This is a genomic window from Nostoc sp. PA-18-2419, from assembly GCF_005869855.1.
Lineage (GTDB): Bacteria > Cyanobacteriota > Cyanobacteriia > Cyanobacteriales > Nostocaceae > Nostoc.
In genome coordinates this window covers 45309-71513 of sequence record NZ_SZNH01000028.1, presented here as the reverse complement: position 1 = coordinate 71513, position 26205 = coordinate 45309, and the positions used below count along the sequence as shown (strand labels likewise).

The window sequence follows — 26205 nt, the reverse complement described above, 5'->3', positions numbered from 1 at the left end:
AAGAGAGATAGCTGCTTTAAAGAGCATTATCTAAATTGTTCCTCCTAATTAATGACTCTAATATGAAACGTACTTTATTTGCTGCTTTCATTGCCGCTACAGCTACCTTGACTGGCTTAGTATCTAAAGTAGAAACGGCATCTGCTTCTGGTTTCACTTGGAATAATTCCTGGACTCAACCAACGGTACATAGTAAGTCTCAAACTGGTTTTAATGATGCACCTTTCCAACAATTTGTTCAAGCAGAAGGTGTGGCTATTCCAAATAGCGGACAATTTAAATTAGACCCCAATAATTTAAATCTCAAATACGACCACAATGTTTCTGTTTACTTTATTAATGAGGGTGCTGGTTATAGAAACCAGTTAGCTTTTGAAGCCACAGGAACTACTAACAAATCCGGGCTACTTTTTAATGATATTTCTTGCGAAGGAAATGGGTGTGTTGGTGGTTGGGGCGGTAATGCACTAAAACTGGGTGATGGTGTCAATATTGGCAATGTTACCGCAGGTACTCAACTCGATTTTTGGTTGAGAGCTGATGGTTTAAACCGTGGCGACTCTGCTAATATCTTTGGTACTGACACTGCCTCTAATGCTGACAAATTACAGCACGCAGTTGCTTATGCTTACAACAACTACATCCTACTAGCATTCGAGGATTTATACGGAGGTTTCCAAGCTTCAGGCATAGATTCTGCAACTGGTAGATGGAACGAAGGTTCTGACCGTGACTTTAATGATGTTGTTGTGGTTCTTGATGTTGGTGAGGCAAATGTCAAGGCGCTAATTGGTGCTAGCGTTCCTGAACCATCTGTGACTCTTTCAATGTTTGCGGTGGGAGCAGTTAGTATGTTTGGCTTGCGTCGTCGCCGTCAAACTCGCACTATTAACTAAAGTTTGGAACGTTGTTTATTTTAGGTGCTTTTACTTTTATTGTAAAATAATAAGCGATTAATCGCATTTTCACCCGTAGACTTCTACGGGTGAATTTACGTGTATAGTGGCATTTACCTTTTATATACCACGATCGCGTTCTAAATCATCAATTACTTTTTGCAAATACCACTCGTCTGACATCCCAGGATAGTAATCCTGCTTCTGCTCAATTAATCGTTCGGCGATTTCCCAATATCCTCCCACCATTCGCAAAAGTCGCTGACGTAGTAAATTATAATTTTGCTTTTTGGACTCTGGATTAAATTTTTGGATTTTTTCTAAACTACTTAATACTTGTTGATAATTTACCCAGTCTTCTTGTTCGCAAAAAATACTCGCCGCGCGTTGATAATTCTCTACGGCGTTTTGCATTTCTTCTATGCAAGAATAGGCAATGCCGCGATTGTAGTAAGCTTGAGCATCATCAGGATTGATTTGCAGTGCTTGGGTGTAATCTTGAATTGCACCCAGATAATTGCCCGTTGCCCGATAGGCATTACCTCTGGCAACATAGACTAAGGCATCTTCAGGTTGCATCTGGAGTGCTTGATTAAGATCTGCGATCGCTCCTTGATGATCTCCCAACACAGAGCGTGCTTTACCTCGATTGCGATAGACAGTGGCATCTTGAAAATTTAGTCGCAACGCTTGATTAAAATCTGCGAGCGCTTCTCGATAATTCCCCATTTTGCAGCGCACAACCCCACGACAGCAGTAAGCTTGGGCATCTTGGGGATCGGCTTTCAATACCCAGTTTAAATCTGCTAGTGCCTCTTGGGTATCTCCTTTTTCAGCTTTTTCTAATAATTGGGTGAAATATTCTTTCGTAGATAAAATTGGTGCATTTGCAGAAGGCGACTGCTGTATTGCACGTAATTCTTGGGGTTGTAACTGCTTAATTTGTTCCAGACACAGACGACAATTCTCTTTGTCTTGCTGCTCTAAATATAACCCAGCTGCTTTTTTAAAGTTAGCGATCGCATCTTGAATATAACCCTGTTTGCGCCGCACCATTCCCCGTAGCTGATAAGCAGCAGCATAATTAAGATTGAAACGTATAGCACGTTCAACGTCCTCTAACGCTCCCGGCAAATTTTTCAGCGCCAGCCTTGCTAATGCACGACAATAATATGCCTCTACACTTTCAGGATTCAGCTTCAGGGCTTCGGTATAATCTGAAACAGCCTTGAGAATTACTCCTGAGTCATAGTATGCCAAACCACGTTGCAAATAAGCTTCAGTAAAGTAAGGTGTTAATTGTATAGCCTGGTTAAATTCCTCAATTGCTCCAGCGTAGTCTTTCTGCTTAGCCTTGGACAATCCTCTATTATAAAATTCTTCATTCATGGCATTTATTTGGTTGATTGAGTTAATTAATTCCAGCAGGCTTGTTTTGTAGCTTAACGTATCTACTCAGTCTTGATATTCTAAGTATTCAGCATAGTTTTGCTGCATTTCGGAATTTTTAGTCAAATAAAACAATATAGATCTACTTAATTGAGTTAAATATCAATATGCTTGGGTTAAGGATTATTTTTAGAGATAATTGGTCGATGAAGATCCAATTTATCACCTGTTTAGATGAAAGTTTTGGATTTATCTGAACTGTCTTCAGTTAAATGTAGATTAAATGGTTTTTTATTAAAATCTACCTATAGGTAATTATTAATGATAAGCTATTGTAACTAAGCTTACAAAGTAACGCCTAATTTTTATATATTTTGTTATATGGTGGATGTCTATATTATTGACCTATTTGTAGTTGGTCTACTTTTACTAATAGTCACCTTGGGGTCAGGTTGGATTGCTCGCTTACCTCTTTCTTTTGCAATTATTTATCTAATTGTTGGCATTTTATTAGGACCTTACGGCTTCGGACTAATTCAACTACGTCGAGATGAAGTCTTCAATGCTGAATTCTTAGAAAAGCTCACAGAACTCGTAGTAGTTATTTCTGTGTTTAGCTGCGGTTTAAGAATTGTTCGTCCTCTGAAGCTAGAAGTTTGGGGAATTACAGCCCGACTAATTGGATTTTTAATGCCAATTTCAATTTTTGCCTTAGCTGCTGTAGGTAAATTATTTTTAGGTATGAATTGGGCAGAAGCGATTTTATTAGGAGCAATTCTCGCCCCAACCGATCCAGTATTAGCTTCTGAAGTTCAATTGACTGATGTCAAAGACAAAGATGAGTTACGGTTTGGTTTAACTTCTGAAGGTGGGCTAAATGATGCTTTAGCTTTTCCATTTGTTTATTTTGGGATTTATGCTTTAAAAAATGATAATTGGGGCGACTGGTTTAAACAGTGGATTCTAGTTGATTTAATTTGGGCGATCGCTGCTGGGATTGTCATGGGATTTTTTGTAGCTAAAGTAATAGTTTGGTTCGATCAAAAAATCCAAAAACGTCGTCAGGTTGATGATTTGATGGAAGATTTTGTGGCGATCGCTACAATTTTGTTAACTTATTCTTTGACAGAAATTATTAATGGCTATGGATTTTTAGCTGTATTTGTTGCTGGGTTAGTGGTTCAGCGCAGTTACAGAAATTCTGAGAAACCACTGGAACAATTAGAATTTATCGAGCGAATGGAAAAGCTTTTAGAAATCGGCACAATTTTAATATTGGGGTCGATATTATTAGTTAAGCCGATGCTCAAGTATGCTCCTCAATCTTTGTTAGTGGTATTTTTGCTGTTTGTGATTATCCGACCTGTAGGAGTCTGGATTAGTACAATAGGAAAACGTCCTATATATTCTCACCGCCGCACTTTGAACCCAGGGACACGTTTGTTATTCGGTTGGTTTGGTATTCGCGGTGTTGGCTCTTTATACTATCTTGCCTATGCGTTTGGTAAAGGTTTAGAAGGCGAAGTTGCAGAACAAATTTCCTGGATAATTTACACTACTATCGTGGTTTCTGTGATTATACATGGAATTACTGCAACTCCCTTAATGAAGTGGTATGAAGGCACTATCGCCAAGTACGCAAAGTCTACTCCTCCTGATACAATTGATGAGTTTGAATAACAATAAATTGAAAATTCATAATTAAATATCTGATAATCCCACTATCTTGAAGATACTGGGATTTTTTTAATGAATGATTTAAAACTGAAGAAGAGACAAAAAAGAATAGTTAAATTGTTATTGTCTCCCATTCCTACTATTTTCTACTTATTTGTCGCTTTTTCAACTAACTCTCCAGCTTTCTCAAGTAAATTAGGCTCAGACTTTCCTTCAGCCTTTAAATTTCTTTCGTAAGCTTTCTCCATAGTTCCCAGATTTTGGGCATCTTTTACCGCTTCTTCGTAAGACTGTTGTTTATTTTCTTCTTGAAGACCAACACCTGGGTCATATTCGTTAGCACGGTTAATTTTTTCTTCTGAAGTTGGTCTATATTCTCGAGGTATTAGCTGCAATTCTTCGAGTGTTGTTGCATGACTAGCTTGTGGAGTCAAAATAAATGAACCAGACAAGCTGACGAACATCGTTAAGCTAACAATTAGGAAGCTTCCTAAAGCTTTTTTTAAAGTTAGTAGAATTTTGGACATGGAAAAACTCTCCTTTATCGTGATTTTTTAGTTTGAGCCTTTATTATGTATAAATAGATTCAATTTCTTAGGCTCAAAGGCATCCTAATTGTTTAAGTACAGTTCTTCCTTCTATCGCAGGGTATATTAATTTTTAAATGTAAGCTATCTAATGACAAAGGCTAATGCACTTTAAATTGTTGATGCTGCCGTATGCTTGGTGATAACACCTTAAATAAGTTTTACACATGATCAAAAACCAAATTTTCAACAAAACGTATGAAACTTATAACCAACTGTGATGAATTTTAATTCCTCGACTTTGCATCGTATCTTCAAATAAATCTGTTGGTAGTGCTTCTTCCACAGGAAAAACACCTGGTTTTTTTAGTTTCCCTTCTAACAATAATTGAGCAATACTGCCTGTACCGCAACCAGAGGCAACTGCTGTATTTTCGTAGACTAAATTTGAACAATAAACGGCTGTTTGATTATTTTTTTGTCCTGTAACTTCAGAACGAACTGCTACGCCAATACCACTAAAATTATTAGTGACATCTGTCATCAAATGGCTGACATGAGAAAGAAATTCAATTGCATAACGACGCTGCATTAACCACTTAGGAAAAACATGTGCTGCAATCCAAGTCATGTGATTGTAGAAATCGGGTACAGAGCCAAATTTGGTAATTACAGTTTTGATTGATGGGAATGCATGGGGCAGTGTAAAGGTTTCTGGCATATCAAACCAGTAAACTCCACTGCTTTCGTAGGGAGGTGGAAAGTTAACTATTTCCCTTTCACTATAAGGCTCGACTTCCTGCCATTTTCCATTTATCCAAGCTTCAAAAGGATGTTGCAATCCAAGAAAAGTTGTTCGCATGACTGTAATGCCAGCACCGCCAGAGCCAGAAACCAAATAACTTAAGTGTATCTTTTCTGGTTGCTCAAATTGTTCAGCGCCCTGACGTACCATGCTGTTAGAAATACCAGGAAAAATACCAGTATTAATAATCGCTGTCACTCCAGCAGCCGCCGCTTGTTGATGATAATTAAGAGCCTTACTAGTATAAGACCGGTGGTCGCTGACATCTATATAGTTAACGCCCTGAGCAATACAAGTTTCTAGAACATTAGTATCTCGGTAGTGGAATGGCCCAGCACAATGAATGACTAAATTAGAGTTAGCGATCGCCTCTCTTAATCTATCAAATTCTGCTAAGTCTAATACTAAAAATTCTATTTGCCCACTTGAAGATAAGCTAACGCCTTTACCACTCTGAGCAGAACGTCCAGTAATTGTAATTTGTGCCTGCGTATAGGTAACTAGATCCTGAGCAACACTGCTACCAATCCGCCCCCGTCCGCCAAGAATTAAAACTCGGTCTGTCATTACTCCAGCATCAGCAACTCTAACTTTATTTCATCAGTTTTTTGTCTCCTTTGTCATCAGTTACAAGTGTGATTTATCGCGTTTCATCAAATTCTGGCTACAGATATGTTGTCTGAGCATACAGGTGTGCTACCCTACATTTGCGCTTCGATTTGCCTGACTACCGTTAGGGCTGAATAACTGACTCCAGCAGTACCTTCGCCGGGATGAGTGGAGTCACCAACTAACCACAGATGTTGGATTGGTGTGCGGTTGGCAAACCCAAAAGGGCCAAAAGTGGGTATTCTTTGACCAATACCGCCAACTATACCGCGATCGCGGGCTGTGTAATCACCAAAGGTACGCGGTGTTGCGGCTTCTGTATGGATAATTGTTTCTGGTTTGAGATAAAAGTATTGGGCCAGACGAGCGATCGCTTGTTGGGTATACTTTTGTTTTAATTGTGGATAATCTTGAGTTTGCCACCACGGTGTAGGATCGACGAATGATGAAGCGATAATTGTCGCTTTACCTTCAGGGGCGCGACCATCTCCAGGATGACTGACGGAAACAAATAAGGAATTATTTTCGCCAATGGGGCCATTGGCATCATACATAAATTGCAGATGCGGCGGACATTCCAGCGGAATCGCGCTGGCGTCTACACCCAAATAAACCACAAACGCACCTGATGCTTGGGGCAGTTTTTCCACTCTGTTTTGATAACCAGATGGGGCATTTTCTCCTAATAACTGCACCAAGTTTTGGACGGTGACGTTGCTAATTACATGGTTGGCCGCTTCTGTCCAGACTTCGCCTGTTTTTTGATTTTTAATCGCCACAGCAGTGGCTTTACCGTTTTCGACTTTGATTTGTTCTACTGTATGGCGCATCAATAATTTGCCGCCATCTCGTTCTAAGGATTGTACCAGGCGATCGCTTAATACTTGCATACTACCTTGGAGATGAAATAATCCTTGGGGCAGTTGCGATACACTCAAGGCTGTGGCTGCATACAGTAATGCTGTTTCTTCTGCATTTACTTGAGAATATAACTTCAGTTGTAAATCTAAAAATGTTCTCAGTCGTCGGTCATTTCCGACTCCGCATAACCGTAAAGCATCTCCCACCGTCAACAAAGTAAAGGGTACAGTAATTAATGTGCTGGGACGTATTGCTTGGATTAGCTGCCACAAATCCCATAAATTACGCGGTGGTAGCACCGGATCGCGTCCTTGAAATTCCCAACTAACATTAAATAATGTTGCCATTAATTGCCAGAACAATTCGCTACCAGGAAACTGCCTTTGTCGTTCCTGTTGCCATTTTTCCGGGTCGCGCCAAACGTTAATTGGTGTACTTTCTCCAGGTAAATACACTGCACAAGCAGGATCGCAAGGTGTTGCTGCTGGTAAATCTATATCTAATTCTGAGAAAATCCGGTGGTGAATTCCCCCTGCTTCCAAACCTGCAACTTGAGTTGCACCGACATCAAAGGTAAATCCTTGGCGTTTAAACGTCGAAGCACAACCTCCCGGCACGATCGCTTGATCTAAAATTAAGACACTGTAACCTCTATGAGCTAATAATGCCGCAGCAGTCAGTCCACCGATTCCCGCACCAATGACGACAACACGAGATTTAGTTTTCTCAACAGAAATCTTGGACATTGATACTTATTTTTTATAATTCTTAATATTACTATTAATAATTTTACAGCGTTTTTTATCCATTTGAACTGGAATCACAATATCGGCTTGCATTGTTAATGCATCGGCTTGCATTGTTAATGCATCGGCTTGCACTGCTAATGCATCGGCTTGCACTGTTAATGCACCGGCTTGCACTGTTAATGCACCGGCTTGCATTGTTAATGCATCGGCTTGCATTGTTAATGCATCAGCTTGTATGTCTAATTACTTACCTGGAAACTGCTATAAGTCGTAGATAAGATAAAGGAGTAACTTCGCTCCTACACAAGTAGTAATGACCTCAACTCTAGATAAACTTCCTCGTCTAAATGCTCCAAAGCTGCATAAATTGCCGAATGGTTTAACAATCATAGCCGAGCAGATGCCAGTTGATGCCGTGAACCTCAGCTTATGGATAAAAGTTGGCTCAGCTATAGAACCTGATGCGATTAACGGCATGGCTCACTTTTTAGAGCATATGATTTTTAAAGGAACAGAACAACTGGCTAGCGGCGAATTTGAACGTCGAATTGAAGAACGGGGTGCTGTGACTAATGCCGCTACTAGCCAAGACTATACTCATTACTACATAACTACTGCGCCTAAAGATTTTGCCGAGCTTGCACCATTACAAATAGATGTAGTATCTAATGCCAGTATTCCTGATGATGCCTTTGAACGCGAACGATTAGTAGTTCTTGAAGAAATTAAACGTTCAGAAGATAATCCCCGCCGCCGCACTTATAGACGGGCGATGGAAACAGCGTTTGATAGGTTACCCTATCGGCGTGCAGTATTGGGGCCAGAATCCGTCATCGCTGGACTCAAACCCCAGCAAATGCGTGATTTTCACGCTAATTGGTATCAACCTCAGTCAATCACTGCTGTGGCTGTGGGTAATTTACCTGTAGAAGAATTAATTGCAACCGTTAGCGAAGGATTTACACAAGTTTATAGAGGCGATAAATCGCCTCTCTACAAGCAGACGGAATTAATCGAGTCTTTAGAGATTGAATCACCATTTACAGAAATAGTTCGTCAAGAATTTAGAGATGAAACCCTGCAACAAGCCAGATTAGTCATGCTTTGGCGGGTTCCAGGAATAATAGAGTTAGAGAAAACTTATGGACTTGATGTTTTAGCAGCAATTTTGGCACACGGACGAACATCAAGACTAGTGCAAGATTTACGAGAAGAACGGGAATTAGTTTCCTCAATTTCTGTGAGTAACATGAGCCATCAGTTACAAGGAACATTTTATATTTCAGCTAAATGTGCAGTAGAAAATTTAGCTCAAGTAGAAGATGCGATCGCCCAACACATTCGCAACTTACGAACCCAGTTGGTAACAGAATCAGAAATTGCCCGTGTGCGGCGGCGAGTAGCCAACAGATTTATCTTTGGTAATGAAACACCAAGCGCTCGCGCCGGGTTGTATGGCTACTATCAATCTTTGGTGGGAGATTTGGAACCTGCATTTAACTACCCAGCGATAATTGAGAACCAAGATGCGATTGATTTAATGGAAGCAGCCAAAGAGTATCTTTCCCCAGATGCTTATGGTGTAGTTGTAATGAAGCCGTAAATTGGGGAGTGTTGAGTGCTAATTGTTGACTGCTAACTGTTAAGTTATTATTTGCCCCCCATCTCCCCATCTCTTTATCCCCCATAATCATGTGGACTCAAATCGACGCGCATATTAGCCAAATAACAGGTGAAAAATTTCAAAGCCAGCAACAGCGATCAGTTGGTGGCGGGTGCATCAACCAAGGTTATGGTGTCTCTAATGGACAAACAACGTACTTTGTGAAGCTAAACCAAGCCTCGCAAGTTGCAATGTTTGAGGCTGAGGCGCTGGGTTTAGAGGAAATGCTACTAACAGCTAGTATTCGCACTCCTAAAGTTATTTGCTGTGGTGTGGTTGATAATTCTAGTTATATTGTTCTTGAATGGTTGGAAATGGGAAGCGGTAACACCAAATCATGGCAACAGATGGGATGCCAGCTGGCGGCGATGCATAAAGCTAGCAGCAGTCAAGGTTTCGGTTGGAAAATTAATAATACTATTGGTTCCACACCTCAAATCAACACTTGGACAGCAGACTGGGTGGAATTTTATGTCAAACATCGCCTGGGTTATCAATTTCAATTAGCAAAGCGGCGCGGAGGTAATTTTCCTCAACAAGATAAGCTACTAGGGGCGATTCCTGAATTATTGGTGCATCAAGTGCAGCCTTCCTTGGTACATGGCGATTTGTGGGGTGGAAATGCTGGGTGTACTGCCTCAGGAGAACCAGTGATATTCGATCCAGCAACTTATTTTGGCGATCGCGAAGTTGATATTGCGATGACAGAATTGTTTGGTGGCTTTCCAGCAGCATTTTACAACGGTTATAACGAAGTTTTCCCTCTAGATAAAGGTTATCAGCAGAGAAAAACACTTTATAACCTGTATCACATCTTGAATCACTTCAATTTATTTGGCGGTGGTTATGGTTCTCAAGCCAACCGGATGATTGACCAAATTTTGCGACGCTAACTAAATAAGTTACTTCGTTTGGCATTACCAGCCAAAAGTAGATCAACGAACATGATATGAAATACTATCAACAACAACCTAACGCATTTCCTAGTGATTATCTAAATAATTTGTGGGGAGAAATCCAAGCTTGTCCTTACTTTGCTATCAATAACCTCAACCGCGATTTTGTTGCTACTAAAGGATTTTCGGTAGTATTTCAGCGTTCTGGATTAGCAACGTTAGAACAGCAGTTTCCCTACTTCAAGCCTTACCTGGATTTGGCTTTGCAACCAAATTGTAATGCTTTTTATCTCAATCCTTTACAGTTAAAAGAAGGCTCTCGTGTCGATCCGCATATTGATCGCTCTTTACGTTCTTACTCTAAAACCATTGAACCACCTATAGTTGTAAGCGTGCTTTACGTGCGAGTACCTGCCGATATGGAAGGGGGAGAATTGGTATTGCGATCGCCAAAACGTCAACTTGGACAGATTAAGCCGCAAATTAATACTTTAGTTTACTTTCAGGGTGATTTAACCCATTCTGTTAACGCAGTCAAAACCCCTGGCGATCGTCTTAGCTTGGTTTGCGAACAGTATAGTTTAAGTGAAGCTGAACTCCAAGAAATTCCCCAGTTTACCATCGAGTCAAGAAAGACTCTCTCTCCAACCAAAAAGAGAAAGTATGCCTGAGAGATTGTTTGAAAATTTCACTTAAAAATAACATAGTGTAGGGTAGCACCGCTGTGCTACCTTACAGATACCAAATTAGAAGAATTCAATCAAATTAAGTTATGCAAATTATACCAATTTGAAAAAAGAATGCGACAAATAGGTCATCTCTAGAAACACGATTCATCGCGTCTTCAGCCAAGGATGTGTTGCAATCATGAATTGAATTGGTATTTAGATGCGTTTTAGCTTATTTAACCCGATTCGCTAGCTAAACTAAGCAAACTCCGGAAACGCCCATTTTGAGAAAATTTTTCTCCTAAAATTTGTTGATAAACTGCTTCATAGCCATCAACCATTTGTTGAATGCTGAAATAGTTTTCCACTTGTTTACGACAAGCATAGCGGTCTAGCTCTGTTACTCTATCAATAGCACTGACGCACTCTTGAATGTTATTGCAAAGGAAACCCGTTTTACCATGAGAAATTACCTCTTGGGTAGATCCCAACTTCATTGCAATCACAGGTGTACCCGAAGCCATTGACTCAACCATCACTAACCCAAACGGTTCTTGCCAAGTAATGGGGAACAGAGTTGCTACTGCACCTCCCATCAGGGCATTTTTTTGAGCATGGTTCGCTTCACCCAAATACTCAATTTGCTTGCCATCAATGTGCGGTTTAATTTGTGTGTCAAAATATTCTACATCAACGGTATCCACCTTACCCGCCATTTTTAAATGCCAACCCGTTTGTTTAGCAATTTCTATGGCTAAGTGCGTTCCCTTTTCCGGCGATATTCGACCTAAAAACGCTAAGTAAGGTGGATTTTCTGGTTGGGCGTGAAACTGATAATTGTTAGTATTAATTCCGTTGTAGACTGTTGCTACATAGTTCAGCCCTAATCTTGGTTCTCGTTGCGACTGGGAAATGCTGACGTAAGGTTGTTTTTTAGCAAAACTAAATATCTTTTCGTTATCAGCGGTAAAAATACCGTGTAACGTATGAACCGTGGGGGTTTTGACCAGATTGGTGTAGGGGAGTGCCCCACACCCTATATGAGAATGAATAATATCAAACTCTTGGGCCCGTTGATACACTGAAGCTAGTTGTAGCATATCGTAAATGCTGTAATCTTTGATGGTGCGATCAAGTCTCAGAGCATGGGGATGAACTGACACTAGTTTTGCCAAACTAATAGAATCTCCCGATGCAAACAAAGTTACTTCATGTCCGCGTCGCACCAGTTCATCAGTGAGCAATCCTACTACTAACTCTATGCCACCATAAGCTGGAGGCGGTACTCTCTCGAATAATGGGGCTACTTGAGCAATTCGCATTACAAACCTCCTGAAAAATAAGATTTGAATAAGAAATATTTTCTTGTTGTTTGCTTAGTGCCGATATTTGCTTCTCTCTGCACTAAAAACTAGCTTCAGGTACTAAAATTATTCACAATTGCATCAAAATCTTATGCTCTTACTTGGAAATTTTTTGTCTATCTTAGTAAATAAATTATTTTTAACTGAGGAGGTAAATATATTCTCAATTGATGAAAATTGGATAATATTTAGATTCAAATAATTTTTGGTAAATAAATTTTAATCAAGTTATTAACTTATAGCATAGGATTCTGATATCAAGCTAAAAAACTCATATAAACTATGTTAATTATCTAATTTTAAAATATTAATGAAAGAATTAAGGTTGTAGACACTTAAACAGCGTGTTTCTTAACTCTAAAGATAATCAGTTGTGCCGAAGGATCGATTTTCTCAAGTAAGTAGTTTGAATTCAGCAGTAATTTAAGTTAAGGGATATATAAGTTTATCCTCACTCGAACAATGAGATTACTCAGCAATTAAGTAAAAGTTAAACATGAGAGTAGCTTTTTTCAGTTGGGTAAAAATTTTAGTCAATTAACTAGAAGATTGGATAGACAGTTTACCAAACCCAAAGTCAACGCAGGATAAATCCTGCTCCCAGCCTTCATCCTTGGTTAAAACACAGATGTGTCACTATGACCTGCCACATCTTAAAGGGTTTTTAGCATTTTACTTATAAAATTATATAAATCTGGAGAAAACTATTTCAGGATTGCTTTCCTACGGTCGTAATGACAGTTATTTTAGCGGACATCGTCTAATTTGTAGTTTAGTAAAAAAGATATTTATCATATTGACTTTTTAGATTAAATATGGTATTTTGGATTTTCATCAATAAAAATTAAATATAAACGTGAATATCTCTCCACATCTCAAAAAACCGCGTGTCACATGGCAGGCGGTTTTCTCACTGCTGATATTTGTATTCATGTACCTGCCTATACTGGTACTTGGCTTTTATAGCTTTAATCAGTCGCCTTACAGTGCAACTTGGCAAGGATTTACCTTGGATTGGTATGGGAAGTTGTTTAACGACGATCGCATTTTATCGGCTTTGCAAAATAGTTTAATAGTTGCTGGTTGTGCGGTGGGGATTTCAGCAGTGCTGGGAACATTGATGGCAGTGGGTTTGGCGCGTTACCAATTTCCGCTAAAGAATTTGTATCGCGGTGTAGCTTATTTACCATTAATTATTCCTGATATTGCGATCGCAGTGGCGACCTTAGTATGTCTAGCAGCGTTTGCCATACCTTTGAGTTTGTGGACGATAGTTGCAGCACACGTGGTATTTTGTCTGGCTTACGTGGGACTTGTGGTTTCTTCCAGACTGACAAATTTAGATCCCCACTTAGAAGAAGCAGCATTAGATTTAGGCGCGACACCAACCCAAGCATTTATCAAAGTATTATTACCTCAATTAATGCCTGGTATTGTTGCTGGTTGTCTGTTGGCTTTTGTGCTTAGTTTAGATGATTTTTTAATTGCTAGTTTTACAGCTGGTAGCGGTTCTAACACCCTGCCAATGGAAATTTTTAGTCGTATTAGAACAGGAGTCAAGCCTGATATTAACGCACTCAGTGTGATGTTGATTTCTGTATCAGCGATCGTTGCTTTTGCAGCAGAATTACTTCGCCTTTCAGGACAAAGTAAAAGTTGAAAATCAATACTGAGAATTAGCAATAAAAATTATTTATTATTTAGTTATTAATGAACTTTTTTAGCTGGAAAAAACAGCTATTTTAGAGAATAATTCAGAACTCAGATTCAGAAGTAGGGTGCGTTACGGTGTTAGCCTAACCCACCAGATTACCCAACAGTACTGACTCCTGATTTACGAATTTGGAATTCACCAATTCTGACATATTTAAACACATATAAAAAATTCCGTGTTCGCTTCTCTACATCAGTGTTTTCAATAAGATAATATTGGGGCTAACTTTGGAGAAGATGCTATTTTCACTTCATTATGCAAATCTGCCAAAATCCCAATTGCTCAAATCCATTCAACTCTGATAGCAATAGATTTTGTGTCAGTTGCGGACAAAGCAACTTTGGCAAACTTCTCAGAAATCGTTACCGTGTGCTAAGACTTTTAGGTGAAGGTGGATTTAGCAGAACTTATGCTACAGAAGATGCAGATAGACTAAATGCACCTTGCGTCATCAAGCAATTTTTTCCCCAATTTCAAGGAACTGGACAACGCACTAAAGCAGCCCAATTTTTCAAAGAAGAAGCTTTTCGGTTGTATGAATTGGGAGAAAATCATACCCAAATTCCCAGATTACTTGCTTATTTTGAACAAGGTACTAGTTTGTATCTCGTGCAAGAATTTATTCAAGGAAAAACTCTCTTACAAGAAGTTCAGGAAAAAATATATCGGGAAGAACAAATTTGGCAACTTTTAGCTGATTTGTTACCAGTTCTGCAATTTATTCATACCAGTAATATTATTCATCGGGATATCAAACTAGAAAATATTATCCGCCGTGCAAGCGATGGAAAACCAGTATTAATTGACTTTGGTGGTGCTAAACAGGTAACACAAACCAGTTTAGGAAGACAAGCCACAGTAATTTATACACTTGGTTATGCACCAACGGAACAAATGGCTGGATTTGCTTGTCACGCTAGTGATTTATATGCTTTAGGTGTAACTTGCGTGCGTCTTTTAACTCAATGTTTGCCTTTACAGGATGTTTCTGGACAGATTAACGATCCTATTTATGATGCCATGAATGCTAAATGGTTGTGGCGCGAACGATTACAAAAAAATGGTATTAATATTAGCGACGACTTAGGAAAAATTTTAGACAAATTACTCAAACATTTACCAAGCCAAAGGTATCAAACAGCAGCAGAAGTTATCAAGGATTTGGAATTTCCACCATTGAACATTGAACCTGTTGCCTTAAAAATTGTTTCTATTCCTCAACCGATATTACCGCGACTACAACAAAAAATAATAGTTCCATTACCTCCTTTAACAACTTTTGAATTTGACGTAGTGACAGTAGACACAGCAGGTAGAGAAGTTAGCCGCGTCAGTCGCAATGCAAACTTTTTTACTGAAGAATTGGGTAAATCTGTCACTATACAAATGGTATCAATTCCTGGTGGTACGTATATGATGGGTTCACCGGAGTTTGAAGGAGATGCTGATGAACGTCCTCGACACAAAGTCATTGTAGAACCATTTTTTATAGGAAAATTTGCTGTAACTCAAGCACAGTGGAGAGTAGTATCAGCTTTACCCAAAATTAACCGAACCTTAAATCCCAATCCATCAAAATTTAAAGGTGTAGATAGACCAGTAGAAAATGTATCTTGGCATGAAGCTGTAGAATTTTGTCTGAGGCTATCACAAAAAACTGGACGCGACTATCGTTTACCGAGTGAAGCTGAATGGGAATATGCTTGTCGTGCTGGAACTACGACATCTTTTCACTTTGGCGAAGCCATTACGACTGATTTAGTATGCTGTGCTGACGAACCAAAAAGCAAATTCCGTAAAGAAACAACAAACGTAGGCAGTTTTGAAGTAGCCAACGCCTTTGGATTGTACGATATGCACGGGTTAGTTTGGGAATGGTGCGCCGACCCGTGGCATAACAATTATAATGATGCACCTTCAGATGCAACAGTTTGGGAAGCTGGCGGTGATATACATCGCCGGGCGCTACGCGGTGGTTCTTGGAGTTTCAGCGCAGAACTTTGTCGTAGCGCCAGCCGTAGCTGGAATGAGTCAGATGGAGGGTTGAGGATTTGTGGCTTTCGAGTAGTATTTTCTGGCGAAGGAACATCTGAATATTAAGTTTTGAACTCGTAATGACTTACACAGTAATTGATTACGTATTTTGTGAGCGCATTTATTTTATTCCTATAGTCTGGAACGAGATTAGAGTAATATATAGAGCAAACTGCTTGTAGTTCTATCGTTGAGCTTAATTTTCTACTGCTAAACTTTTAACTCAAGGTAGCTGATATTAGCAAAAAAGGCACGAGGAAAAGTTTAATGAATACTGTTGTCCTCAATCTCAAAGCGATCGCTAATTTAAGCGATGAGCAATTTTATCAATTATGTCTTGCCAATCGTGATTTCAGTCTGGAAATGAATGCAGCAGGAGAATTAATCATTGTGCCACCAGTAGGACGAGAAAGCGGCAATCAAGAAGCAGACCTAATTACAGACTTGAATAATTGGAATCGTCAAGCTAAATTAGGCAAAGTCTTTAGTTCTTCAACAATTTTTATTCTGCCAAATGGTGCAAAACGTTCCCCTGATGCGGCCTGGGTTAAGTTGGAGAGATGGGAAGCTTTAACACAAGAACAGCAAAAAAAATTTCCGCCACTTGTACCCGATTTTGCTATTGAACTGCGTTCTGAAACAGATAGGCTCAAACGTATCCAAGAGAAAATGCAGGAATATATCGAAAATGGTTTGCTTTTGGGATGGCTGATTAATCCTCAAGATGCAAGTGTGGAAATTTACCGAATAGGAAAAGCTGTAGAAGTTATGCAAATACCAGCGATTCTTTCTGGAGAAGATATCTTACCCGGATTTGAGTTGCAACTGTAGTACATTTTCTGCTACAAAAAACTTATCTTTTTGTCTTTATATTATAAATACTCAACAAGCGATTGATCTAGGACTAAATAAAAAGCGTTGTGCTGTAAACACAACGCTTTTTAATAATTATTGTTTGGTCTAGAAACCAATTAAACTAATCTCAAATCAGAATAATTTGCCAATACATCATCAGATGTTAGAGTGTCACCTTGAGCTTGGGGAGTCCAAAGAACTTCAATTGCTAAAAGTTTATCGCTGGGGATACTACCAATTTGTCGCAAAGCTTGACGCAAATCATCACCGCTATTTATTGTAGGGATTTCAAATTTGCCTAGTGTCGCTGCTAGTAACGTAACGATAATGTATTCGCCAGGGCCTTCAGTAATCAGACGGGTAGGATTATCGAGTTCATCACTTGGGGGTAAAGCTTCTTTGGTAAGGGCTGCTTTAAGTTGGTTATTAACGTTAGTCAGAGTTTCTTCGCTAAATTTGCTGCGTTCTGCTAATGACAGACGATTGAATTGAGCTTCAGCTGAATTTAATCTCGCTTGTTGCGTACCACCACCTCCATATACCCAATACTCAGGATGGCGGAGTAAAGCTAGGCTAGCTTCTTGGATAACTTCTGCTCTCCCCTCTGGAGAATTGGTATCAGCAGTTTCAGCTATGTGGTTGAGTTCATTTTGCAAGTCCCGAGCTTGAGCTAACAAACCCACTTGCAAACGAGTTACCGATACTGGGGAATTGGTGGTGTAATCTGCTTCTTCTGTTTGACCGCTAGAAACGCGGCGGAAACTTTGTACTAAGAAATTAGCGATCGCCAAGAAAATTAAAATGGTAAATAGACCACCAAATCCGCCTCCAATACCCCAGAAGGGAATTAAAAACGGAAAGCCAAAACCACCGCCAGGATAGTATCCACCACCACCAGGATAGTATCCGCCTCCACCTGGTGCGTAGGTACGTGGTGTGTAGGTGCGACTAGAAGGTACTCTAAATGAGCCACCGCCAATTCTTCCTCCGCTAGCAGCTAATGCTCCATCAGCGTGACTCAGAGCCAATGTTAACACCAAGCTGAGGGCTAAGAAGGTTTTTAGCAGCGGTTTGATGGTTTGTTGTAGTTTTTTACGCATAATGCAATCGCTTCAAAAATGGAATTTTTTTATGATTTTCCCTATGTTGTTGGGATTCTTGGTGTGTCTGACTAACACTAGCCCCTCATAAACAAGCGAATTTGTAACATTCACTATCGGCTACATATTCAATTTACCGCGTCCGATCTTAGGTAGGTAGCGATCGCAGGGGGGATTTCTCGACAGGGGAACCGTACCTGAAGATATGTTTATCATTCAAGAAATTGGCAATGGGTAATTGTTGGTATCTTTTGGACTAGCATTTTAGTACAGTTCTGAATTATACAAATGATTTTAAATTTTAGTGATTATTTTGACTGATTTTTAATACTTGGGGTAAATTGTTGACTGTTGACGATACCCCTGTTAAGTAATTCGTAATTCGTAATGACGCTCGTTCCGACGCTCCTCCGTCGCTAACGCTTCGCTATCGCTACCGCTTCGCTAACGTAATTCGTAATTCGTAATTTGTAATTCGCTGTTCCAAGGGTTTGAGACATTTAAAATGGTTGGTTTATTTCAGATCTGCTGTACTAGTGTAATAGTATTCAGCTGTTGAATTATTACAATATAACCATCCTAAATCCAGAAAGTTTAAATTTTGTTCTGGTCGTCTTTGGTCATTTGTCCTTGGTGTGTGACTACAAATCTCAAAGTATTAGCAGCGGTTTTTGGCGCTCATAACTTTGTCACAAATGACAAATGACTAATGACAATAAAGAAAAAATATTTCACAAATGATTTATGAGTACAATATCAATTTTTTTCAGAGAAAAAATGCTGCTTCACCACATCCAAGCGTGAGCAGTTCCAATAATCAACATGGGAGACAATTAAACCATCAGGGTTGAGAGTTAATTCACTCCAACCAGGAATAGAAATATGCGGCTTCCAAGGGACAGGAGTATTCCAACTCAGCGTCCACTCAGTTTTAATTGTGTCTCCCAAACGTTGAATGTTATGTAAATCCATCTTGGGATTTAAAAAGAAAGTTTCGATAAAACCAATCATTTTTTTGTAGCGATTCACTCCACGAAATTTATTCAATGGGTCTTGAAAATAAACATCTGGAGCGTAAAGGCTGTAAGTTTGATTAGCTGGGAACCTTTGATAGTCTTCTTTGAGAATTTCAATGATATCCATAATTAAAAGATTGCTGAATTCAGCAATTGACCAATTCTGTATTCTTCAAATTTATATTTCATTCCATAAGCGTTCTAACTGACGCCGCCAAGCAGCTAGGATTTCTTCTCGCACTTCTGGGGTTTGGTCGATTTCACCCATTATTCCTTCTGCGTAAAAGCGTTCCAAGTTTTGCATGGTGGCTTGCAGAGATTGTCCTTGCAGTTTTGCTGCTTGGATAACTTGGCGGATGCGACTTTCAACCAATCGATTGAAGACATTATCTAAACCGACTTCATGTAGAGACACCAGTCGAGCGATCGCTCTTTTAAAGTCCTCTGTTACCAAAGTGCTAGTGTTATGGTGAAACACTGCCCAAATTTGCCCATCATGCAAAGCATACCGTACTTCCTGAGTCTCATCAAAATTAGCTGCTAAAAACTCTGTTAAAAAAGATTTGGCTTCTTGTAATGGTAATATTGGTAACAAAACTCGCAGCCAACTATTATCTTTCGACAGCAGTACCAACAGCCGAAAAGTAGAGGTGTTTACTTCCCAGGAATCAGGAGCGATCGCCCCAACATTTGTGCCAAATAATTCTTTTAGTGTATCCGTAATTTCTTTAGGTGTCATAATGTATTTGTTATATCTAGCCTCTAAATTTATTTTATTTTTTGTAAATTAAAAAAACTGAACCAATCGGCCCTTGATTTTCTAAATAGATTTTTTGGTTGTAATATAATCCTGGAGACATACCTCCATCAAATAAAATTCCTTCTTGAATTTTTCCTAAACAATTATTGCTAGCAATGCCTTCCAAGACATTATCAAACGCATCTGGTAATAACTCTTGATTAATGTCAGATATTTCAATCTGGGAATTAGCTTTCACATCATTAACTAATAATATTACATATCCTCGCTCTGTAATAGCTGCCATAGAGCGATTAGTTGCACCTTTACAGGCAAATTCTCCCAAATCTTGACAAATATTTTTAAATTTTCCCTGACGATAAAATCTGCCATTCCCTCCTACTAAATTGTAATTGAGAACATCGCTGTTTCTTCTACCAGCTTGGATAGTGGCTTGTCGTTGTCTGGGTGAACCTCCTGATATACCAAAGGAAGAACGCTTATTTTTAAATGCTCCGGAGTATTCTACACCACGAGAAATATTTAAACCTTGTGGTTGATTGTCAGTACCTATATAGTCGGCATTAATTGCGGCAATCGGTAGCTGTCCATTTAATTTGGCGTTATCACCAACGATGAGTTCGCGAAACTGTCTTGGTACATATTCTTTGCGTAGTTTTCCCTGAGCATCTTTCGCGTAGAGTTGATGAGATAAACCAAGATTAACTTTAAAATCTAATTCTGCTGATTTAGGATTAAAAATAATTACATGGTTAATACCTTTGGAGTTTTTCTGCCCTTGATTATTCGTTTTAAAAAAATTAATACTGAATTTGGGATCTTTTCCAGGACAAATTTTAGATGCTTTTGGTACTGAATTGGCGACAAGTTTTTGACAACCTGATAACAAGCTAGCGCCAGCTATCGCCATAAATAACAAAAGTAAGCTTTTTCTAGACATAATCGTGCAAAAAACCCGCTACAGAATTACTATAGCGGGGAATAATTTAAAATATCGCTCAGCGGTTAACCTAATGACTAAAACTTAAGAGAACCATTCTAAAACAGCGTCTTCTTTGGTGTTAGTATTCCGGGATGGTGTTTCACGATTAAATTTCATCTGAATTGACCGGGTTTGCTCGCCGTCAGCAGCCACAGCCACAATTGGATAGTCAATTAAACCATCTTGGAAGGACATCTGGAAGCGGAATGTACCATCTGGATTGAGTTTAATTGGACGACCACCAATCGTTACGTTAGCATCGGGTTCGGTTGCACCATAAACAATCAATTCAGCATCGGCTATCAACCAAAACTTGCGCGGACGCACTGGTACGGCGGAAGCCGAGAAGCCAACACCTGACATTCCTACACCAGACATGGTTAAACCTGACGCAGTAGGAACTGCCCACAAACCTACACCAGAGGGGAAAACGTAGGAACTGATGGCTTGTTCGGGACGTACTAAACCTGGTGCTTGCTGCATGGAGCCAAACAGAGAACCAGCAACGCGTTGTGCTTCGGCAGATTCGGCTAGGCCAAAGATTTGGTCGTAGATGGGGTTGCCATTTGCACCATTAACGCCATTGGCAGCATTAGCTGCTGCTGCGGCCTTCTGGGCAGGTGGAACCAGTTCGTACTGAGTCTTTTCATGCAAGTCTTCTTCAAAGTCAACAGTGATGAAGACATCTTCAATCCAGTCAGAAGGATAGACGGGAGGAATACGTACTCTGGCAGAACGAGCGAGTACTAACCAGCGACCATCAGCAGCCCGATAGCCCACATCGATCACATAATCGCGATCGCTGACTGGAACTGGTAAATACCATTCTCTTGCTAGTTCGTCAGCAGGATATTCTTGAATGCTGTGGGGACTTTGAAAATCAATATCAATGTCAGTAACATCATAAATCCGTAGCGCCAGTTGTTGTCCCCCTTGGCGACGCAGTTCTTCTTTATGTTCATTGGCAACATCCCAGTAAGTGTAAGCCCATTGGGGATCGCGGGGTAAGAGTACAATCCGGCTTTCACCATAACCAGAAGGCAGATCTGGGAGTCCTTCATCAACATCAGTAAGAGATCCACCAGTACGATCTTCCTGACCTAATTCAAACTTAGCTGCTTCCACGGTTTCTTGTGCCTCCAATGAACGAGATGGACTGAGCGAAATTTTGCTGCGCTGGACTTCTTGAATTGATGCGAGCAGTTGAGATTTACGCATTCGGCTATAGCGAGAGATGCTATATTCGCTAGCAACTTTACGTAGTTGCCGTAAGGTCATCTCCTCTAGTGGCGGGCGTTCTTTTGCCATTAATTTGGCCTCCAGTAGTTTAAGCGGTAAATGATTTCCCCTGGTTAAAGAATGCAGTATAAAATGTCATCCACTCCAGATGAATTTCTTATTCCTGACTTCTGGTTTTGCCCAGTTTTAAGTTTTTTAGTTTGTTTTTAAATCGAAATCATTTCCGATCAATTCCTTTGGTTATGCCTTTAGCATTTTTTTGGGATCGGAGGAGTTGTAATTTGTTAAGTCAATATTAACCACTAAGCATATGTAGGGATCAAGGGGTCTGAATAGATTTTTTGGCTATTTCACGAATTTATCAGCCCTTATGGGATCGCATTGTCATGGTTTGATAACAAAAAGTAGCAAAGCATCTTATTTATCAGTCAAAATGTCATAATTTAATGACTTTAAGATTAGAGTTAGCCCCAAATCCAATTAGCAAAGGACTTTTGAATATAAAGTGGCGAGTCAAAGGGGCAAGAAGACAACAATACAAAGCTTCCAAAAATCTTTTTCCTCCCCTTGTCCTCTTGCAGGAAGTAAGAAAATTAATAATTGTACTCAGTACAATAAGGTTTAGGGTGTGTTTTCAAACTATTAGCTCTCCCCAAACTGCCTGACAAAGGGTGGCTAAGATTCCCTTAAATCGCTTTTGCAAAGGGGGATTTAGGCAAGAAAAAAGTTAGGAGGCTAAACGAATAGTTTGAAAACATGCCTTAAAGCTGCTGATTTTAGTTATGAAAAATAAAGAAAGATTTTTTGTGAGGCGTAGCTTGAGAAAAAAGGGCAAAGCCCGAGATTGCTAGGTCTTTGTTCATGATTCCAACCTCATAACGAAAGTGAAGATTGGAATCACAACAGGGCACTCTGTATGAGGCTTATAGCAGAATTTGCTGATTATTTGGAGTTAAGGGTTGAAATTTTCCTGCAATCCAAAATCAAACATCTAAAAAATTGGCACAGTCATTGCTTAATCACAAAGCACAAAAAACAAACGACAAATGACTAACCTGATTCTGGTTGTAGACGACGACCATTTAATGCGAATGTATCTGTGTGAGTTATTGAAAGAAGCAGGGTATCAAGTGGTAGAAGCGAGTAACGGTTTAGAGGCGATCGCTACTTATACTCGGCTACATCCAGATATAGTATTGTTGGATGCGATCATGCCAGAGATAGATGGATTTGACTGCTGCGCTCAACTGCAAGCACTTCCCAATGGTAAAGACACACCAGTGTTAATGATTAGCGGTTTTGACAATCGGGCATCTGTGGAAAAAGCTTTTGCTGTGGGTGTTACTGATTTTATTACTAAGCCGATTCAATGGCCGATATTACATCAAAGATTGTGCCGTCTTCTAGAAGCTCATCGTGCCCAAGAGGAATTACAACAGCAAACTGCTCAGGCACAACAGCAAGAAGCACAACTGAGAATAGCCTTAGAATCTGCTGAGATAGTCATTTGGAACTGGGATATTCTGACTGACAAAATTACTTACTCAGGTAACTTAAAAGCACTTTTCGGCAGGGAAGAAGCGACTTTCAATCACACTTATGATGGTTTTATCAACCGCGTTCATCGCCAAGACCGCGATTTAGTCAGGCGATCGCATCAGCAGGCTATTGTGGATGGGGTAAAATATGACATCGAATATCGAGTCATTTCGGCTGATGGCAGCATTCGCTATTTAGCAAGTAAAGGAGTTGTCTGTCGAGATGAATCTTCTGTGGCTGTGGGAATGTCTGCAATCAATATAGACATCACCAAATGCAAACAAGCACAGGAGGCGCTAGAAGTTTATGCTAACCAGCAAGCAACAATAGCAGAACTCAGTCAAATAGCCCTAGCTGGTACAGAGTTGACTACACTGATGAACTTATGTACTAGCGTCGTTGCTCAATGCCTAAAAGTTGAGTATTGTAAAGTTTTAGAACTACTGCCAAATGGTAATGCATTACTCCTAAGGGCTGGAGTAGGTTGGCAACCTGGGTTGCTGGGAAACGCTACTGTCAGCGCTTTGATAAATTCTCAAGCTGGCTATACCTTGCTTTCCAGTGGCCCTGTGATTGTCGATGACCTGCGAACTGAAACGCGATTCAATGGCCCACAACTGCTACACGACCATCAAGTAGTAAGCGGTATTAGTGTAGTGATTCATGGCAAAGAGCGTCCTTTTGGAGTTTTAGGGGCACACACAACCAGACACCAGACCTTCACCAAAGATGAAATTTATTTTCTTCAATCTATTGCTAATATTCTAGCTGCTGCTATTGAGCGTCAACGAGTCGAAAAAGCACTCAAAGAAAGCGAAGAACGCTGTCAGTTAGTGGTGCGGGGTAATAATGATGGCATTTGGGATTGGAATCTTAAAAACAATCGAGTATTTTTTTCAACTCGCTGGAAGAAAATCCTCGGTTATCAACAAGAGGAAATTTCCGATGATTTAGATGAATGGATAACACGAGTGCATCCAGATGATATGGGATTTGTCAGACAAGCGATCGCCGATCACTTTGCCAAGATTACCCCATTTTTTATTAACGAACATCGAATTCGCTGTAAAGATGGCGCTTACAAATGGGTTTTGAATCGCGGTCAGGCAGTCTGGGACGAAGATGGTAATGTAGTGCGGATGACAAGTTGTCATACAGACATCAGTGAACGCAAATTAGCACAAGAGCAATTGCGCCAAAGCGAAGAACGTTTCCAGATAGTCGCCCGTGCTACCAACGATGTTTTATGGGATTGGGATTTGCTGACTAATAAGGTGTGGTGGAATCAAGCTTTACAAACACTGTTTGGTTACTCGATAGAGCAAATAAATTTTACTGCTCAATGGTGGAGCGAACACATACATCCAGACGACAGGCAGAGAATCGCCACCCAAGTGCGGGCTTTGATCGATAGCGGTGAAAAATTTTGGTCAAATGAATACCGCTTTCGCCGTAGCAACGGCTCCTATGCCTACGTATTTGATCGCGGTTATATTGTCCAGGACCAAACAGGTAAGCCTGTGCGAATGATGGGCACAATGATGGATATTAGCGAACGGCAAGCCGTGCTACACGAACGCAACCGCGCCCAAGCAGAATTACTGCGCCAAAATATGCGATCGCAACTGTTCGCTAATATCACCCTGAAAATTCGCCAATCTTTACAAATTGATCGAATTCTCGAAACCAGTGTCACAGAGGTGCAAAAGTTACTGCTCGCCGACCGTGTGTTAATCTTGCGTCTACAGCCAAATAACTCTTTGATGGCAGTTCAAGAAGCAGTAGTTCCCGGTTTGCCCGTTGTTTTGGGACAGCAAATTATTGACCCTTGCTTTGGCGACAATTACATTGAGCAGTACCGCCAAGGACGAATTAGTTCAATTAGAGACATAGCGGAAGTTGATATCCAACCATGCCACATGGAATTACTGCAACGATTTGCCGTCAAAGCCAACCTTGTAGTTCCAATTTTACTGAAAAATCAACTGTGGGGACTGTTAATTGCCCATCAGTGCGCTCATTCCCGGGAGTGGACTAGTTGGGAAATTGAACTTTTGCAACAGCTGGCAGATCAAATAGGTATTGCCTCGGCTCAAAGCCAAATCCTAGAACAAGAAACTCGCCAGGGGCAAGAACTCGCCCGTTCCAATAAAGAATTGCAAGAATTTGCATTTGTTGCCTCCCACGATTTGCAAGAGCCGCTGCGTAAGATTAAAACTTTTGGCGATCGCTTGAAAGTCACCTACAGTGAGGTGTTAACTGACCAGGGACGTGACTACTTAGAGCGGATGCTCAATGCCGTCAATAGAATGCAGACATTGATTGAAGACTTGTTAACACTTTCACGAGTTACTACTAGGGCCCAGCCTTTTGTATCGGTAAATCTGGCAAAAATTGTCCAAGAGGTATTGTCTGATTTAGAAGTGTATGTTCAGCAAACTGGGGCAACTGTCGAAATCGGCAAGTTACCTACGATTAAAGCCGATCCTCTACAGATGCGCCAATTACTGCAAAATCTCATTGGTAACGCCCTGAAATTTCACCGCCCACAAATACCACCTGCAATCAAAATTTATGGTAGTATTTTAAACAATCAAGCAAATAACATTTTGCCTAATTCTGAGCTTTGTCAAATCGTTGTAGAAGATAATGGTATTGGTTTTGAAGAAAAGTATCTTGATCGCATTTTTAATGTTTTTCAACGTTTACATAGTACTATTGAATACGAAGGTACTGGTATTGGTTTAGCTATCTGTCGGAAAATTACCGAGCGTCATCATGGAAGGATCACAGCCCAGAGCAAACCAGGGCAAGGATCAAAGTTTTTTGTGACATTATCAGTCAATTTTCATCCTTAATTTT

20 protein-coding genes are annotated in these 26205 nt (G+C 40.1%); 9 read left to right on the top strand and 11 right to left on the bottom strand.

What is annotated here, in order from left to right; translation table 11 throughout:
- Window positions 1–62 precede the first annotated feature (62 nt).
- Window positions 63–896, top strand: a complete 834-nt coding sequence (locus FCR06_RS23790) for a DUF4114 domain-containing protein (protein ID WP_138504144.1) — start codon at window positions 63–65, stop codon at window positions 894–896.
- 120 nt (window positions 897–1016) lie between these two features.
- On the opposite strand, the gene FCR06_RS23785 is transcribed toward FCR06_RS23790, so the two are convergent.
- Entirely contained in the window at window positions 1017–2285 is a 1269-nt protein-coding gene (locus FCR06_RS23785) for a tetratricopeptide repeat protein (protein WP_138504142.1), read from the bottom strand.
- A gap of 381 nt (window positions 2286–2666) precedes the next feature.
- Here FCR06_RS23785 and FCR06_RS23780 point away from each other — a divergent pair, with 381 nt between their 5' ends.
- The gene (locus FCR06_RS23780; protein ID WP_138504140.1) at window positions 2667–3965 is read left to right on the top strand and encodes a cation:proton antiporter; all 1299 of its coding nucleotides are present in this window, start codon (window positions 2667–2669) and stop codon (window positions 3963–3965) included.
- A gap of 143 nt (window positions 3966–4108) precedes the next feature.
- Here FCR06_RS23780 and FCR06_RS23775 read toward each other — a convergent pair whose 3' ends face one another.
- From FCR06_RS23775 to FCR06_RS23760, 4 genes are all read right to left on the bottom strand, one after another.
- Window positions 4109–4489 (bottom strand): hypothetical protein, encoded by a 381-nt coding sequence (locus tag FCR06_RS23775; protein ID WP_138504138.1) that lies wholly within the window; start codon window positions 4487–4489, stop codon window positions 4109–4111.
- 265 nt (window positions 4490–4754) lie between these two features.
- Complete coding sequence (locus FCR06_RS23770) at window positions 4755–5861, bottom strand: saccharopine dehydrogenase family protein (protein WP_138504136.1); 1107 nt, start codon at window positions 5859–5861, stop codon at window positions 4755–4757.
- Between the two features lie 134 nt (window positions 5862–5995).
- Window positions 5996–7510 (bottom strand): C-3',4' desaturase CrtD, encoded by a 1515-nt coding sequence (gene crtD / locus FCR06_RS23765; protein ID WP_138504134.1) that lies wholly within the window; start codon window positions 7508–7510, stop codon window positions 5996–5998.
- A gap of 6 nt (window positions 7511–7516) precedes the next feature.
- A complete protein-coding gene (locus FCR06_RS23760; RefSeq protein ID WP_138504132.1) occupies window positions 7517–7729 on the bottom strand; it encodes a hypothetical protein in 213 nt (70 codons plus the stop codon).
- A 97-nt stretch (window positions 7730–7826) separates the two neighbouring features.
- Between FCR06_RS23760 and FCR06_RS23755 the strand changes: the two genes are divergently transcribed.
- The 3 genes from FCR06_RS23755 to FCR06_RS23745 all read left to right on the top strand — a co-directional run bounded on the left by FCR06_RS23755 (window position 7827) and on the right by FCR06_RS23745 (window position 10743).
- Window positions 7827–9116 carry a M16 family metallopeptidase gene (locus FCR06_RS23755; RefSeq protein WP_138504130.1) on the top strand — a complete coding sequence of 430 codons (1290 nt, stop codon included), beginning with the start codon at window positions 7827–7829 and terminating at the stop codon, window positions 9114–9116.
- Window positions 9117–9205: 89 nt separating this feature from the next.
- Window positions 9206–10069 (top strand): fructosamine kinase family protein, encoded by an 864-nt coding sequence (locus tag FCR06_RS23750; RefSeq protein ID WP_138504128.1) that lies wholly within the window; start codon window positions 9206–9208, stop codon window positions 10067–10069.
- 56 nt (window positions 10070–10125) lie between these two features.
- Complete coding sequence (locus tag FCR06_RS23745; protein WP_138504126.1) at window positions 10126–10743, top strand: 2OG-Fe(II) oxygenase; 618 nt, start codon at window positions 10126–10128, stop codon at window positions 10741–10743.
- 233 nt (window positions 10744–10976) lie between these two features.
- Here the strand turns inward: FCR06_RS23745 and FCR06_RS23740 are convergent, their stop codons facing one another.
- Window positions 10977–12062 (bottom strand): glycosyltransferase family 4 protein, encoded by a 1086-nt coding sequence (locus FCR06_RS23740; protein WP_138504124.1) that lies wholly within the window; start codon window positions 12060–12062, stop codon window positions 10977–10979.
- Between the two features lie 898 nt (window positions 12063–12960).
- On the opposite strand from FCR06_RS23740, the gene FCR06_RS23735 reads away from it, so the two are divergent.
- The 3 genes from FCR06_RS23735 (at window position 12961) to FCR06_RS23725 (ending at window position 16683) form a co-directional block, all read left to right on the top strand.
- On the top strand, window positions 12961–13764 hold the full coding sequence (locus tag FCR06_RS23735) for an ABC transporter permease (protein ID WP_138504122.1): 804 nt from the start codon (window positions 12961–12963) through the stop codon (window positions 13762–13764).
- A 309-nt stretch (window positions 13765–14073) separates the two neighbouring features.
- Window positions 14074–15918, top strand: a complete 1845-nt coding sequence (locus FCR06_RS23730) for a bifunctional serine/threonine-protein kinase/formylglycine-generating enzyme family protein (protein WP_138504120.1) — start codon at window positions 14074–14076, stop codon at window positions 15916–15918.
- Between the two features lie 201 nt (window positions 15919–16119).
- Window positions 16120–16683: a Uma2 family endonuclease gene (locus FCR06_RS23725; protein ID WP_138504118.1), complete on the top strand. Its 564-nt coding sequence runs from the start codon at window positions 16120–16122 to the stop codon at window positions 16681–16683.
- A gap of 140 nt (window positions 16684–16823) precedes the next feature.
- Here FCR06_RS23725 and FCR06_RS23720 read toward each other — a convergent pair whose 3' ends face one another.
- The 5 genes from FCR06_RS23720 to FCR06_RS23700 all read right to left on the bottom strand — a co-directional run bounded on the left by FCR06_RS23720 (window position 16824) and on the right by FCR06_RS23700 (window position 21873).
- Window positions 16824–17807, bottom strand: coding sequence for a DUF1517 domain-containing protein (locus FCR06_RS23720; RefSeq protein ID WP_138504116.1), 984 nt, complete (start codon window positions 17805–17807; stop codon window positions 16824–16826).
- Between the two features lie 756 nt (window positions 17808–18563).
- Window positions 18564–18950: a DUF2358 domain-containing protein gene (locus tag FCR06_RS23715; protein WP_138504114.1), complete on the bottom strand. Its 387-nt coding sequence runs from the start codon at window positions 18948–18950 to the stop codon at window positions 18564–18566.
- A 51-nt stretch (window positions 18951–19001) separates the two neighbouring features.
- Window positions 19002–19562 (bottom strand): hypothetical protein, encoded by a 561-nt coding sequence (locus FCR06_RS23710; RefSeq protein WP_138504112.1) that lies wholly within the window; start codon window positions 19560–19562, stop codon window positions 19002–19004.
- Window positions 19563–19596: 34 nt separating this feature from the next.
- Window positions 19597–20523 carry a phosphodiester glycosidase family protein gene (locus FCR06_RS23705; RefSeq protein ID WP_138504110.1) on the bottom strand — a complete coding sequence of 309 codons (927 nt, stop codon included), beginning with the start codon at window positions 20521–20523 and terminating at the stop codon, window positions 19597–19599.
- An 84-nt stretch (window positions 20524–20607) separates the two neighbouring features.
- Complete coding sequence (locus FCR06_RS23700; protein ID WP_138504108.1) at window positions 20608–21873, bottom strand: DUF4912 domain-containing protein; 1266 nt, start codon at window positions 21871–21873, stop codon at window positions 20608–20610.
- 977 nt (window positions 21874–22850) lie between these two features.
- On the opposite strand from FCR06_RS23700, the gene FCR06_RS23695 reads away from it, so the two are divergent.
- Window positions 22851–26201, top strand: a complete 3351-nt coding sequence (locus FCR06_RS23695) for a PAS domain-containing protein (protein WP_138504105.1) — start codon at window positions 22851–22853, stop codon at window positions 26199–26201.
- The last annotated feature ends 4 nt before the right edge of the window (window positions 26202–26205 follow it).

Coding starts and splice junctions, on each gene's coding strand:
- FCR06_RS23740 (WP_138504124.1), bottom strand. CDS start 12,062: ATGCGAATTGCTCAAGTAGCCCCATTATTCGAGAGAGTACCGCCTCCA.
- FCR06_RS23775 (WP_138504138.1), bottom strand. CDS start 4,489: ATGTCCAAAATTCTACTAACTTTAAAAAAAGCTTTAGGAAGCTTCCTA.
- FCR06_RS23715 (WP_138504114.1), bottom strand. CDS start 18,950: ATGGATATCATTGAAATTCTCAAAGAAGACTATCAAAGGTTCCCAGCT.
- FCR06_RS23745 (WP_138504126.1), top strand. CDS start 10,126: ATGAAATACTATCAACAACAACCTAACGCATTTCCTAGTGATTATCTA.
- FCR06_RS23730 (WP_138504120.1), top strand. CDS start 14,074: ATGCAAATCTGCCAAAATCCCAATTGCTCAAATCCATTCAACTCTGAT.
- FCR06_RS23780 (WP_138504140.1), top strand. CDS start 2,667: ATGGTGGATGTCTATATTATTGACCTATTTGTAGTTGGTCTACTTTTA.
- FCR06_RS23770 (WP_138504136.1), bottom strand. CDS start 5,861: ATGACAGACCGAGTTTTAATTCTTGGCGGACGGGGGCGGATTGGTAGC.
- FCR06_RS23725 (WP_138504118.1), top strand. CDS start 16,120: ATGAATACTGTTGTCCTCAATCTCAAAGCGATCGCTAATTTAAGCGAT.
- FCR06_RS23705 (WP_138504110.1), bottom strand. CDS start 20,523: ATGTCTAGAAAAAGCTTACTTTTGTTATTTATGGCGATAGCTGGCGCT.
- FCR06_RS23695 (WP_138504105.1), top strand. CDS start 22,851: ATGACTAACCTGATTCTGGTTGTAGACGACGACCATTTAATGCGAATG.
- FCR06_RS23755 (WP_138504130.1), top strand. CDS start 7,827: ATGACCTCAACTCTAGATAAACTTCCTCGTCTAAATGCTCCAAAGCTG.
- FCR06_RS23790 (WP_138504144.1), top strand. CDS start 63: ATGAAACGTACTTTATTTGCTGCTTTCATTGCCGCTACAGCTACCTTG.
- FCR06_RS23720 (WP_138504116.1), bottom strand. CDS start 17,807: ATGCGTAAAAAACTACAACAAACCATCAAACCGCTGCTAAAAACCTTC.
- FCR06_RS23785 (WP_138504142.1), bottom strand. CDS start 2,285: ATGAATGAAGAATTTTATAATAGAGGATTGTCCAAGGCTAAGCAGAAA.
- crtD (WP_138504134.1), bottom strand. CDS start 7,510: ATGTCCAAGATTTCTGTTGAGAAAACTAAATCTCGTGTTGTCGTCATT.
- FCR06_RS23700 (WP_138504108.1), bottom strand. CDS start 21,873: ATGGCAAAAGAACGCCCGCCACTAGAGGAGATGACCTTACGGCAACTA.
- FCR06_RS23750 (WP_138504128.1), top strand. CDS start 9,206: ATGTGGACTCAAATCGACGCGCATATTAGCCAAATAACAGGTGAAAAA.
- FCR06_RS23760 (WP_138504132.1), bottom strand. CDS start 7,729: ATGCAAGCCGATGCATTAACAATGCAAGCCGGTGCATTAACAGTGCAA.
- FCR06_RS23710 (WP_138504112.1), bottom strand. CDS start 19,562: ATGACACCTAAAGAAATTACGGATACACTAAAAGAATTATTTGGCACA.